An 11591-nucleotide genomic window follows, 5' to 3' on the forward strand; every position below is an offset into this window, starting at 1 on the left:
GAGCCCTTTGCTTCGGCGAGTCGATATCCTTCGTAACTATCTGCGCGCGCCCGATCCCGGCATGACGATGTCGAGACCCGTCACCTTCCGCATGGCGACGACGAAACCGGCCGACAGCAGCAGCACGATCGTGGAAATTGCGAGCACGGTGGGGTCGTAGTCGAACTGAAGCGTCTGGAAGATCTCGATCGGCAATGGTGCCGTGCCGCCGCTGACCAGGAAGACGCTGACCGGCACGTCGCCGAAGGACACGATGAAGGCGAAGAAGAAGCCGGAGAACAATCCGGGCTTCAGCGCCGGGACGGTGATACGCCGGAACACCCGCCATTCCGTGGCGCCGGCTATGCGCGCGGCGTTCTCGTTGCGGTCGAGATCGGCGGTGATGACGGAGCCGACCGCACCCAGGGCGTAGGGAATGCAGAAGAAGAGATGGGCGATCACGAGGCCCCCGAAGCGGCCGACGAGATCCAGACCCGTCGCCTCCGCCACGACATTGTAGAATTGCAGGAAGACCACACCGGTGACCACGAAGGGGATCTGCAGCGGCAGGTTGAACCAGGTGGTCAGCCAGGCGTTGCCCCGGGCCGAACCGCGGGCGATGCCGAGAGCGGCCAGCGTGCCGAGCAGCGTCGAGAGCGAGGCCGCCGAGAACGCGAGCACGAAGCTCAGCGTCAGCGACAGCCAATATTTCTGCGGGATCGCCAGATACCAACGCAGTGACAGGCTCTCGGGCGGAAAGCGGATATAGGCCGAGGCGCTGCCATCGAGCGAGGCGGCAGCGATGACCAGGAGCGGCGCGACCATAAACAGGTAAGTCGCGCTGGCGATGGCGCCGAGAAGGAGGCGGCTGGCGCGTCCGCTCATGCCGTTGCTCTCCGCATGCGGGACGCGCCGGTCGGCGAGCGCCGCAGCGTCGCGACCCCGACATTGATGCCGAAGACACCCAGCGAGAGCAGGACGGCGAGCGCGGCCGCGACCGGATAGTCGACGTCCAGCACGATCTTGCGCTGGATCAGCACCGGCACGGTCAGCACATTGCCGCCCCCGAGCAGCACCGCGGAAGTGAAGGCGCCCATGTTCATGTTGAAGGCGATCAGCCCCGCCGTGATCATACCGTTGAAAGACAGCGGCAGCAGGACGCGGCGCATCAGCCGCCAGTCGCTCGCGCCGCCGACTGCGGCCGCCTCTTCCAGCGAGCGCGGGATGGTCTGGATCACGCCGAAGAGCAGCATTACGAGCAGCGGCAGGCTGTATTGGACGAGGCCGACGGCAACCGCGAACTCATTGTGCAGCATTGAGGCCGAGGAGCCCGTGAGCGAGCGAAGCAGGGTGGCGATCGGCCCCTGCGATCCCATCAGCACGGTCAACCCCAGCACCTTGACGATGATGCTGACGAAGGCGGTGATCAGCAGGAGCACGATCAACCCGCGCACGAAGCTCGAACGGCTGCGCGCCAACACATAGGCGGTCGGATAGGCGATGCACAGGCCGATGAGCGCAGCGACGGCCGAGAGCCGCGTCGTGCGCCAGAAGACGCCGAGATAGAACGGGTCGGTCAGGATGTCGGCATAGTTGCGCAGCGACGGCGTGTCGCCGACCAGACCCATGCCGAGATTTTCATAGAAGCTCTGCCGCAGAAAGAAGAACAGCGGCAGAACGAACAGGACGAGCGAGACCAGCAGAGCCGCCAGCAGCGCCAGATCGTAGGAGCGACGATTGCCCATCTCAGCCGGTGCGCGCGCTGGCAGGGAAGCAGGTAACGTCGCCCTGCGCGAAGCCGAGCGTCAGCCTGCCGTCCTCGGGCAGCGTGGCGAGGTCGGCCCGCCCGGCCTTGAGGATGATCTCGTCCCGGCCGTCCAGCTCGAGCATGACGTCGACGCTGTCACCGAGGAAGCTGCGGCGCAGGACGCGCGCCTCCACCGCGTTGTCGAGGTCGGCCCGGCCGGCACGCAGATTCTCGGGCCGCACGACGCAGATCACCTTGTCCTTGGCGGCGACCTCCGCAGGAACAGCGGTGCGGATCAGGGCCCCACCGTCGAGCCTGATCTGCGCCTCGCCGCCCTCCAGCCGTTCGACCACCCCCTGGAACTTGTTCGAGCGGCCGATGAAATCGGCGATGAACAGGCTGGCCGGGCGATTGTAGAGCGCCTCGGCCGTGCCCGCCTGCTCGATGACGCCGCCATTCATCACCACGATTCTGTCGGCCAGCATCATCGCCTCCTGCTGGTCATGGGTGACGAAGATGGTGGTGATGCCGACGCTGCGCTGGATACGAGCGAATTCGCGCTGCATCTCCTCACGCAGCTTCTGGTCGAGCGCGCCGAGCGGCTCGTCCATCAGCAGCACGGCCGGCTCATAGGCCAGCGCGCGGGCGAGCGCCACGCGCTGCTGCTGGCCGCCCGAGAGCTCAGAAGGATAGCGCCCGGCCAGATGTTCCATGTGGATCATCGCCAGCATCGCCTCCACCCGGGCGGTGCGCTGCGCCGCCGGCACGCGCCTCTCCTCCAGGCCGAAGGCGATATTGCCGGAGACCGTCATGTTGGGGAACAGCGCATAGTCCTGGAAGACCATGCCGAGATTGCGCAGGCGCGGCGGCTTGCGGTTCACAACCTCGGCGCCCATGCGGATCTCGCCGGCGCTCGGCTCGATGAAGCCCGCGATCATCCGGAGCGTCGTGGTCTTGCCGCAGCCGGAGGGGCCGAGAAGGACGACGAGCTCGCCCTCCTCGATCGCGAGGTCGACGCCGCGCACGACATCGACCTGCCCGTATCGCTTCACCACCTTGTCGAGCGTGACGCTGGTCATCTTGTCGATCAGCCGCGCGCGATGTCCCGCGCCCAGGCGTTGCGCCATTCCGCGAGCTTCACCTTGGCGAAATCGACGACGAAGAGGTTGTCGAGTTCGGCGTCGCCGAGCATCAGCACGCCCTTGTTCTCGGGATCGTCGACCATGCCCTTGATGGCAGCCCGGCTGATGGGGAGGACACCCGTCGCCTTCGCATGGGCGAGCTGGGTCTCCGGGTCGAGATAGGCGTTCACGAAAGTCTCGGCCAGCGCCTCGTTCTTGGTGCCGCGCACGATGTGGTGCAACACCGGCCAGAGCGAGCCCTTCTTGCTGCCGAAGCTCGGATAGCTGATCGAGAGCGGCACCTTGTTGCGGCGCAACCGCACGACGAAGCCGGCATGCCACGGCGCTGCCCAGACCTCACCCGCCGCCATCTTGGTCGAGAGCTCGGTCGAGGCCGAGTAGAAATAGGCCGGCTTGATCTTGTTGACGAGCGGGATCGCCTTCAGCAGGTCGGCCTCGGACGCGCCCGCCTCATAGGCGAGGCCGGCGACGGCGTTCCAGTGCTGGGTGTGGGTGATGTCCGGGAAGGCAACCTTGCCGGCGAGCCTCGGATTGCCGAGGTCGCTATAGGTCTTGGGCGGCTCGAGCCCCAGTTCCTTGAACTTCTCGTGGTTGTAGACGATGCCGTCCATGCTGCCGAGCGTCATCACGTAGTTCTTCGCCTTGGCAAAGTCGGGCAGCGCCTTGGCGTTCGGCAGCTTGTCGTAGTTAAGGTCCGCGACGAAGCGGTCGGCCGCCATCAGCTGCACCAGCTCGAGCCCGCTCTCCATCGTGTCGAAGGGCAGGTTGCCGCCGCGAGCGGCGACGAGCTTGGCGAGGTTGCCTTGCGGGGTGTCGACGACATAGTCGACGCTGCCGCCGGCCTTGCGGACGCTCTCTCCGACGAGCTTGTCCAGCGAGTCGCGCCAGGAGCCGCCCCAGGTTGCGACCTTGATCGCGCCCGCAGCTTGCGCCCGCGCGAGCTCGGCCGGGCCGACCGCGGCGAAAGCTCCGGCCGCGAGCAGCAGGCTGCGGCGGTCTATCCGATTCAACCTGTCCATGATTCCGTTCTCCCCTGTATTGTTGACGGACGGTTCGGGCGCCGCGACCTAGAGGGCCTTCTTGGCGCTGTGGACGATGCCCTCGGCGAAGCGCGAGAGCCGGAAGGGCGAGAGGTCGATCGAGGGACGGCCATCGGCGATCCATTCGCTGAGCTGCTTGCCGAGCGAAGGCCCCAGCGCAAAGCCATGGCCGCTGAAGCCCGCTGCGATGAACAGGCCTGACACCGACGCAGAACGATCGATGATCGGGATCGCATCAGGCGTAAGGTCGAGCCGCCCGGCCCAGCTCTTCTCGAGCCCGACGCCGCCGAGATGCGGGAAGAGTTCGTTGAGGCGCGTGAGATTGTGCGCGACCTTGCGACTGTTGACAGCGGGTTCAGGTAACGCCTGCACCGAAGCCTCGCGGCTGAGCTTCGCCCGGAGCTGATGGATGAAATCCGGGCCGATGGTCAGCCGCATCAACCGCCAGTTGAGGCGGTAGGCCGGCAGGAAATGGCGCATGCTGCGCAGTGAATCGATGGTGAGTTCGTAGTCGACGCCAACGCCGCGATAGCCGTTGCCGATGACGAAGCTGCCGTCGCCGCGCGGGCGGAAGGCAACGCGCGGCGTCCACATCGCGACCTGCGTGAAGGGCGCGCTGGACAGTGTCTGGCCGACGGAGGACTTCACGATCTGGATCGGCAGTTCGAGCCCAAGCTGGGACGCCAGAGCCGGAGCGCCGATGCCATTGGCAAGCAGAACGACCGGAGCCTTCCAGGTGCCTGCCCTGGTGACGACCCCGCTGACCGAGCCCGCGCTCGTTTCGACGGCCAGAACCGGCGTGTTCTCGTGAATGGCGGCGCCGGCCGCCTTTGCGGCAGCCGCGATGGTCCGGGTCGCGAGAGCCGGCTCACCATGGGCGTCGGCGGCCGTGTAGAGCGCACTGCGCCATTGGCCGGAGAATTCCGGCACGATTTCGCGGATTCCCGCAGCATTCAGAATGCGGCTGTTGAGCCCATATTTCGCGGCCGTCTCATGACCGGCAACGACGACGCGCTCCTCATCGGCTTCCGTCTCGGCCGGAACCAGAATGCCGCCGCGGGTAAAGCCGGTGGCAGGCTGGCCGTGCAGCGCAGTCAGTTCGGTCCATAGGCCGTTGGCCTCCGCCGCGAGCGGCACCTCGGCCTCGTGGCGGCCCTGCTGCCGGATGAAGCCCCAGGCGCGGCTCGACTGTTCCGAAGCGATCGCTCCGCGCTCGAACACCGCGACCTTGACGCCACGCTGGGCGAGCCGCAGCGCCGTCGCCGCCCCCATGATGCCGCCACCGACAATCGCTACGTCAACCGAATTCGCGCCACCAGACATCGGCATTCCAGACTGAACCATTTAGACCATTCTAATTCTGCACGGCTCGAACTGGCTTGCAAGAACCGTTTTTCAGTCTAGATTTGATGGTGACTTGGGCTGATTGGTGCAAAAAGGGGCAGCATGACGGCGACGGATGGATCTGCCATGCCGGGAATTTGGACGACGCTGAACACGGTCGGAGTCGACAAGCGTCAGATCACCGCCGCAATAGAGGCTGCGATTCGAGACGGAAGCCTTCCGGCTGGCGAGCGGCTGCCGACGGAGCGCGCCATTGCCGATGCGTCAGGGCTTGCCCGCAATACGGTGCGCGATGCGCTGGCGCGGCTGGTCGATCGCGGCCTAATCGCGCGCCAGGTCGGGCGTGGCACATTTGTCGTTGGACCGGCCACAGCCACAACGGCTGGGCAGGGTGGGGTGATCGGGGCCGAGTTCGGCAAGGTCGTCCCGTCTCCGCGGGAACTCGTCGAATTTCGCAGCGAATGCGAACCGGTGCTCGCCTCGCTGATTGTCATGAACGCCTCTGACAGCGAGTTGGCGGAAATCGAAGGGCTTGCGCTGGCAGGGCGCCGCGCGACACTCTGGCAGGATTGCGAGGCCGTCGATTCCGAGTTCCACGGGGCCCTTTACGCGGCCACTCGCAACCCGGTTTTCCAGGAGATCGGCCGCTACATGGTTGCGGCCCGGCGCAGTCAGGCGTGGCTCTCGCTGAAACAGCAGACCTTCAATCTCGATCGCTGGCAACGATACCAGACCGAGCACGAGCAGATCATTGCGCTGCTTCTGCGCCGCGACGCGCGTACGGCGCAGGATGCGCTAAGAGCACATCTCGGCCGGGTTCAGGGCTGGGTCGCCGACCGCTCAGATGTCGATCTGGGGCGCGGTGACGTCGGAACTACGGGATGACGGCGATAGAAAACGCTCGCCGGCAACAAGCCAGCGAACTTCGGGCTTCCCTTGTCCTGACTCTGCTGAGCTAAGCCAGCAGGGCACTGCATCTCCAGAGTCGGGTGCGTACGGTAGCAGGCTGCGGCTATAGGGCTCGGTTAGGAGCTCAACGACCGAAGATCTGCAACGGCAGCCAAGTCCGCTTCCGGACAGTGGCCCAATGTCTGGAATTGGCGCGAATCGGAGGCGCCTTGCTCGATGAACCATCGGAACCTCGCGCCAACAAGGGATTTGCGAGCGGGAAGAGATGTTGGGGTGATCGTTGGGGCTTCGAGCGCACGAAACGCCTGATTCTTCAACAAAATCAAACGCCTAGAGCAGGAAAAATGGCGGACAGGGAGGGATTTGAACCCCCGATACCCTTGCAGGTATGCCGCATTTCGAGTGCGGTGCATTCAACCACTCTGCCACCTGTCCGCGGTCGCTCTCGGTCGAAGCAGGCTGCCTACTACACAAGCCGCCGCCGGGAAACAAGCACCTGGCGTGCAGAAATCCACCCTCGCCCCTGCGCTTTCGCTTGACCTCCCAGGAGAGCGCGACTATCGAGCACCGTCCGGCGCGGGGAAACCCGCGCCCGATCTCTTTTGGCCTGTGCGATGCGTCGCAGTCCGACGAGAGCAAACCGAACACGCAACCGACTGCCAAAAAGCCGTCCCGCATGCGCGCCCCGAGAAGGGTAGCCATGACAGGGCGGGGCCGAACATGGAGGATAAAATGTTCGCAGTCATCAAGACCGGCGGGAAGCAGTTCCGCGTCGCCACCAACGACAAGATCACCGTTGCCAAGATCGAGGGCAACCCGGGCGACACCGTCGCTCTCGATACCGTGCTGCTCCTCACTGAAGGCGAGAAGACCACGCTGGACGCCAAGGCGCTCTCGCAGATCACGGTCGCCGCCGAGATCGTCGAGCAGGCCCGTGGCGAGAAGGTCATCGCCTTCAAGAAGCGCCGCCGCCAGAATTCCAAGCGCAAGCGCGGCTTCCGCGCCGAGCTGACCGTCATTCGCATCACCGACATCCTCACCGGCGGCAAGAAGCCGGAGATGAAGAAGGGCGCCGTCGCCGCCGATGCGGTCGCGGAAAAGGCCGCCAAGCCGGCGAAGGTCGCCAAGGCCGCGAAGGCTGAGGCCGCCGACGAGGCCGCTGCGCCGAAGAAGGCCGCGGCCAAGAAGGCTGCGAAGGACGAGGCCTCCGAGGCCTGAGACCGGGCAACCGGCGTCGATATTCGCGCCGCGGCACGACCCCGGAGGGCCTAGCCCTCCGCCTGTCGCTCCTGACAGGATCGTGCTGCGGCATTTCGTATCCGAAGCGGGTGGCTTTCGCCGTCGTTTCGGGTTAGAGAGACACAACAGTTTTTCGAGGTAGGGCGTTATGGCTCACAAAAAGGCAGGCGGCTCGTCCCGCAACGGTCGCGACTCTGAAAGCAAGCGTCTGGGCGTGAAGCGCTTCGGCGACCAGGTCGTTGTCCCCGGCAACATCATTATTCGTCAGCGCGGCACGAAGTGGCATGCCGGCGCGAACGTTGGCATGGGCAAAGACCATACCCTCTTTGCGACGACGAATGGCCGAGTCCGATTCACGACGAAACTCGGCCGAGCTTTCGTGAACGTAGTGCCGGCCCAAGAGGCCGCAGAGTAAAAGGCGGATAGGGAAATCTCTCGATCCGCCGGTTCCATCGAACCGAACGGATCAAGGGTAAAAGGCCCGAAACGGGTCTCCCGAAGGTCAGCGAAGGGGAGATGGGATCGAAGTCCCAGCTCCCTTTTTTCGTTTGCGCCGACGGAGAGACAGATGTTCCCCGAATTGACCCGCGACGATGTCTTCCGGCTCGAGACCCGGCGTCTCTGGCTGCGCTGGCCCCGCATGGCCGACACTGCTGCCATCCTCCGCCTCGCGGGCGAGAAGGCCGTGGCGGAGATGACGGCATCGATCCCGCACCCTTACCCGACCCAGGCGGCCGAGCCCTTCATCTTCGCGACCCGCAAGGGCAATGCGCTGGGCGAGCATCTCGTGCTGGCGATCACACCGCGTTCCAAGCCGAACGAGCTGATCGGCATGATCGGTGCTCACAAGCAGGCATCGGGCACGCCGTTCATCGGCTACTGGCTCGGTACGCCGCACTGGAACAAGGGCTACGCAACCGAGGCCGTCCAGGGGCTGATCGACACGATGTTCTCGCTCGTCGACGTGCCGGCGATCGAGGCCGACACCCGCGTCATCAACCCGGCCTCGCGGCGGGTGCTGGAGAAGTCCGGCTTCCGGCCGGAAGGCTCCTTCCTGAAGTCGCTGCCGGCGCGCGGCGGACTGTTCCCCTGCGAGCAGTTCCGGCTCGACCGCTCGACCTGGGCGGCGCTCAAGAGCTGGAGCAGCAGCGGCTGGAAGCCGATGTCGGACAGTGACGAGCCCGCGGAAACGCTGGCCGAAGCTGATGTGCGCGTTCAGCAGGCGCAGGGCGAGCCCTGCCCAGCCTGAATTCTGCCTTCAGCCACGAGGTTTGGGCGAGAAAGCGCCCCCTTGAGGTCCATGGCGAGGAATAGCGGCCTGTGCCGTCATTCCTCGCCCAGACGCCCGGCCAAGACTCGTTAAAATGCGAACGAAACCGCTTACCTTCACTAGAATGGCGGCTGCTAGCCATTTTACGATCTGAAGGAAGCGGAATGGAACTGTGAGAAACCTGCCTAAAACGATCCGAACGTATCTAAGCTCTTCTTTGCTAACTCAGGCTTTCGCCGGCTGCTTTGTCGCTACGCACGTCCCGATCATCGCGGTCATTGCCTATGTAGCCTCCGGAGCGGACATCAGCGCACAGGCGCTCCTCGTCATCACACTTCTGGCTACGATCGTCGGAACCGCATTCGCCTTCATCATCATGCGGCATCTGCTGCTGCCGGTCGGTGACCTGGCTCGTGGCCTCCACAGTTACAGAGTGGAGGGCAGGGTCCCTCACCTCCCCAAAACGCGAGATAACGATGTCGGCCGGTTGACCGACGAAGTCCGCGCGCTGATCGACACACTCGAAGACAAGCTGGCCCGCCTGAAACGGCAGGCCTTCTCCGATACCCTCACCGGGCTCGGTAACCGTCGCTGGCTTGCGGAAGTCGTCGGTTCGGAGGTCATGCGCGCACGGCGCGAGCAGCGGCCGCTCTCGGTCGTCGTCTTCGACCTCGACCACTTCAAGCGCATCAACGACGATTTTGGCCATGATGCCGGCGATGAGGTTCTGGTCGCCATAGCCGAGACCGCCCGACGCGTCCTGCGGCCTTACGACCTGATCGGGCGGTTAGGCGGCGAGGAATTCTGCGCCTTCCTGCCCACGACGACCCTCAAGGACGCCGTTGCCATCGCCGAGAGGCTGCGTGAAGCGATCTCTGCGCTGCGGATCGACGCGCTGCGCGGACGCAGCGTCACAGCCAGTTTCGGCGTCCATGAAGCCGATCTGGTGCGCGAGCAGTTCAGGGACATGCTGCGCATCGCCGACCAGCATCTCTACCAGGCGAAGCGGGCCGGGCGAAATCAGGTGCATACCCTGCAGGCCCGCCCCTCCGTGCTGCGGGCAGGATCGTCCGAGCACAGCCAGCCCTGACGCCCCGGCATCAGGGAGCATACAGGCATGTGAAAAGGGCGGCCTTCTCGGGCCGCCCTCAGACGTCTCACTTCACGAACGTGCCTTGCAGCTCGTCCTCGATATGCACGCGGACGATCTCCTCGAAGTTCGCCTCGGCCTTGAAGCCCAGAGCGAGCGCGCGCTGCGGATTGAAGTTGCGCGGCCAGCCGGCGACGATCCCATCGATCACCGGATCGATCTCCCGCTTGATCCGCTTCACCACGTTTTCGCCCGCGACCTTGCGCAGCGTCTCGATCTGCTCTGCGACGGTGCAGGAATAGCCCGGCATGGTCAGCGCCCGGCGCGGGCCGATCTTGGCCGTATCCATCGTCGCGGCATGGATCAGGAAGCCCACGGCCGAACGTGGGCTGGCATGCCAGTGGCGCACCTGGTCGGAGACTGGCAGCACCGCCTCCTCGCCGTTCAGCGGCTCGCGGATGATGTTGGAGAAGAAGCCGGAAGCCGCCTTATTCGGCTTGCCGGGGCGCACGCAGATCGTCGGCAGGCGGATGCCGACGCCGTCGAAGAAGCCGCGTCGCGAATAGTCGCAGAGCAGGAGCTCGCCGATCGCCTTCTGCGTGCCGTAGCTCGTCAGCGGCGTCGTGAAGAACTCGTCCTCGATCTTGTCGTGGAAGGGCGCCCCGAACACGGCCACCGACGAGGTAAAGACGACGCGTGGCTTGTAGCCGTCTCCGGCCTGGCGGATCGCCTCGAAAAGATACCGCGAGCCATCGAGGTTGATGCGGTAGCCCTTGTCGAAATCCGCCTCCGCCTCGCCGGAGACGACCGCTGCGAGATGGACGATCAGCTCCGGACGGGAGGCGATCAGCTTCTCCGCCTCTCCCGGAAGCGAGATGTCGGAGACGACCGTATCGAAGGCGAAGGGCGCCGCCGGCGGGGCGGAGGCCGCCACCACGTCCTGCGCCGTCACGCGGGTGACCGGCTTTCCGCCGAGCCCGCCGTCACGAGCCAGCCGCTCGATGAATTTGCGCCCGACCATGCCGGCGCCGCCGAGAACGAGAATGTGCATCTGTTCTGTCCTGAAACTCGCCGCTTCGCGCTCAGAGCGCGAAGCCGCCATCCGCGAGATGGATCTGGCCGGTGGTGTAGCTCGCCTCGTCGGAAGCGAGATAGACCGCGAGCCAAGCGATCTCTTCGGCCGTGCCGAGCCGGGCCATGGGCTGGCGGTCGATGAAGGCCTGGCGCGCCGCGGCCTCAGTCGTGCCGGTGGAAGCGGCGAGGTCCTTGATGCGCTGGTCGAGCGAAGGCGACTGGATCGTGCCTGGGCAGATCGCGTTGGAGCGGATGCCCTGCTTGATGAAGTCGGCCGCCACGGCCTTGGTCAGGCCGATCACCGCCGCCTTGGTCGTGCCATAGGCATAGCGGTTCGGGATACCGCGCACCGAGCCCGCGCCCGAGGCGATGTTGACGATTGAGCCCTTGCCCTGCTTCAGCATGCCGGGAACGAAGGCCTGGATCGTGCGGTGCATCGAGGTGACGTTGAGGTCGAAGGAGAAGTCCCAGGCCTTGTCGTCGGTGTTCAGCACCGTGCCGTGATGCACGAAGCCGGCGGCGTTGACGAGGATGTCGATGGTGCCGACCTTCTCGGCGAAGGCGTTGACGGCCTTGGTCGAGAGCACGTCGAGCTTGCGCTTCTTCGCCTTCGCGATGCCTTCCAGCAGCGCGACGTCCTTGTCGGTCGCCCAGACGGTGGCGCCTTCGGCCACGAAGGCTTCGGCGATGGCCCGCCCGATCCCCTGCCCTGCGGCGGTGACGACCGCGACCTTGCCCTTCAAACGTCCAGCCATGC

The 11591-nt window shown here is 65.3% G+C and carries 12 protein-coding genes and 1 tRNA gene; 5 read left to right on the top strand and 8 right to left on the bottom strand.

Going from position 1 to position 11591, the window contains the following annotated elements; translation table 11 throughout:
* Window positions 1-36: 36 nt before the first annotated feature.
* From BoBH3_RS01715 to BoBH3_RS01735, 5 genes are read right to left on the bottom strand one after another with little or no spacing between them, the layout of a single operon-like run.
* Entirely contained in the window at window positions 37-864 is an 828-nt protein-coding gene (locus BoBH3_RS01715) for an ABC transporter permease (protein ID WP_262329025.1), read from the bottom strand.
* Window positions 861-1724 (bottom strand): ABC transporter permease, encoded by an 864-nt coding sequence (locus tag BoBH3_RS01720; RefSeq protein WP_262329026.1) that lies wholly within the window; start codon window positions 1722-1724, stop codon window positions 861-863. Before BoBH3_RS01720 ends, BoBH3_RS01715 begins: the two co-directional genes overlap by 4 nt.
* Before the next feature lies 1 nt (window position 1725).
* A complete protein-coding gene (locus BoBH3_RS01725; protein ID WP_262329027.1) occupies window positions 1726-2853 on the bottom strand; it encodes an ABC transporter ATP-binding protein in 1128 nt (375 codons plus the stop codon).
* Window positions 2814-3887, bottom strand: a complete 1074-nt coding sequence (locus BoBH3_RS01730; RefSeq protein WP_262329028.1) for an ABC transporter substrate-binding protein — start codon at window positions 3885-3887, stop codon at window positions 2814-2816. The genes BoBH3_RS01725 and BoBH3_RS01730 overlap by 40 nt, the downstream gene beginning before the upstream one ends.
* 48 nt (window positions 3888-3935) lie before the next feature.
* The gene (locus BoBH3_RS01735; protein WP_262329029.1) at window positions 3936-5231 is read right to left on the bottom strand and encodes an NAD(P)/FAD-dependent oxidoreductase; all 1296 of its coding nucleotides are present in this window, start codon (window positions 5229-5231) and stop codon (window positions 3936-3938) included.
* A 123-nt stretch (window positions 5232-5354) separates the two neighbouring features.
* Here BoBH3_RS01735 and BoBH3_RS01740 point away from each other — a divergent pair, with 123 nt between their 5' ends.
* Window positions 5355-6137 carry a FadR/GntR family transcriptional regulator gene (locus BoBH3_RS01740; protein WP_262329030.1) on the top strand — a complete coding sequence of 261 codons (783 nt, stop codon included), beginning with the start codon at window positions 5355-5357 and terminating at the stop codon, window positions 6135-6137.
* 369 nt (window positions 6138-6506) lie between these two features.
* Here BoBH3_RS01740 and BoBH3_RS01745 read toward each other — a convergent pair.
* Window positions 6507-6596: transfer RNA gene (locus BoBH3_RS01745), tRNA-Ser, on the bottom strand.
* 297 nt (window positions 6597-6893) lie between these two features.
* Between BoBH3_RS01745 and rplU the strand changes: the two genes are divergently transcribed.
* From rplU to BoBH3_RS01765, 4 genes are all read left to right on the top strand, one after another.
* Entirely contained in the window at window positions 6894-7379 is a 486-nt protein-coding gene (gene rplU / locus BoBH3_RS01750; protein ID WP_262329031.1) for a 50S ribosomal protein L21, read from the top strand.
* 169 nt (window positions 7380-7548) lie between these two features.
* Window positions 7549-7815 (top strand): 50S ribosomal protein L27, encoded by a 267-nt coding sequence (rpmA, locus tag BoBH3_RS01755; RefSeq protein WP_262329032.1) that lies wholly within the window; start codon window positions 7549-7551, stop codon window positions 7813-7815.
* Window positions 7816-7968: 153 nt separating this feature from the next.
* On the top strand, window positions 7969-8649 hold the full coding sequence (locus BoBH3_RS01760; protein ID WP_262329033.1) for a GNAT family N-acetyltransferase: 681 nt from the start codon (window positions 7969-7971) through the stop codon (window positions 8647-8649).
* A 193-nt stretch (window positions 8650-8842) separates the two neighbouring features.
* On the top strand, window positions 8843-9760 hold the full coding sequence (locus BoBH3_RS01765; protein WP_262329034.1) for a GGDEF domain-containing protein: 918 nt from the start codon (window positions 8843-8845) through the stop codon (window positions 9758-9760).
* A gap of 67 nt (window positions 9761-9827) precedes the next feature.
* Here the strand turns inward: BoBH3_RS01765 and denD are convergent, their stop codons facing one another.
* Together denD and BoBH3_RS01775 are read right to left on the bottom strand one after the other, a co-directional pair.
* A complete protein-coding gene (denD, locus tag BoBH3_RS01770; RefSeq protein WP_262329035.1) occupies window positions 9828-10811 on the bottom strand; it encodes a D-erythronate dehydrogenase in 984 nt (327 codons plus the stop codon).
* A 31-nt stretch (window positions 10812-10842) separates the two neighbouring features.
* On the bottom strand, window positions 10843-11589 hold the full coding sequence (locus tag BoBH3_RS01775; protein WP_262329036.1) for an SDR family oxidoreductase: 747 nt from the start codon (window positions 11587-11589) through the stop codon (window positions 10843-10845).
* Window positions 11590-11591 lie beyond the last annotated feature (2 nt).

This window comes from Allobosea sp. BH3, from assembly GCF_025499465.1.
In the GTDB taxonomy this organism is placed as follows: Bacteria; Pseudomonadota; Alphaproteobacteria; order Rhizobiales; family Beijerinckiaceae; genus Allobosea.

What these genes read in the sequence shown, in the direction of transcription:
- BoBH3_RS01715 (WP_262329025.1), bottom strand. Translation starts at nt 864, where the DNA reads ATGAGCGGACGCGCCAGCCGCCTCCTTCTCGGCGCCATCGCCAGCGCG.
- BoBH3_RS01720 (WP_262329026.1), bottom strand. Translation starts at nt 1,724, where the DNA reads ATGGGCAATCGTCGCTCCTACGATCTGGCGCTGCTGGCGGCTCTGCTG.
- BoBH3_RS01725 (WP_262329027.1), bottom strand. Translation starts at nt 2,853, where the DNA reads ATGGCGCAACGCCTGGGCGCGGGACATCGCGCGCGGCTGATCGACAAG.
- BoBH3_RS01730 (WP_262329028.1), bottom strand. Translation starts at nt 3,887, where the DNA reads ATGGACAGGTTGAATCGGATAGACCGCCGCAGCCTGCTGCTCGCGGCC.
- BoBH3_RS01735 (WP_262329029.1), bottom strand. Translation starts at nt 5,231, where the DNA reads ATGTCTGGTGGCGCGAATTCGGTTGACGTAGCGATTGTCGGTGGCGGC.
- BoBH3_RS01740 (WP_262329030.1), top strand. Translation starts at nt 5,355, where the DNA reads ATGACGGCGACGGATGGATCTGCCATGCCGGGAATTTGGACGACGCTG.
- rplU (WP_262329031.1), top strand. Translation starts at nt 6,894, where the DNA reads ATGTTCGCAGTCATCAAGACCGGCGGGAAGCAGTTCCGCGTCGCCACC.
- rpmA (WP_262329032.1), top strand. Translation starts at nt 7,549, where the DNA reads ATGGCTCACAAAAAGGCAGGCGGCTCGTCCCGCAACGGTCGCGACTCT.
- BoBH3_RS01760 (WP_262329033.1), top strand. Translation starts at nt 7,969, where the DNA reads ATGTTCCCCGAATTGACCCGCGACGATGTCTTCCGGCTCGAGACCCGG.
- denD (WP_262329035.1), bottom strand. Translation starts at nt 10,811, where the DNA reads ATGCACATTCTCGTTCTCGGCGGCGCCGGCATGGTCGGGCGCAAATTC.
- BoBH3_RS01775 (WP_262329036.1), bottom strand. Translation starts at nt 11,589, where the DNA reads ATGGCTGGACGTTTGAAGGGCAAGGTCGCGGTCGTCACCGCCGCAGGG.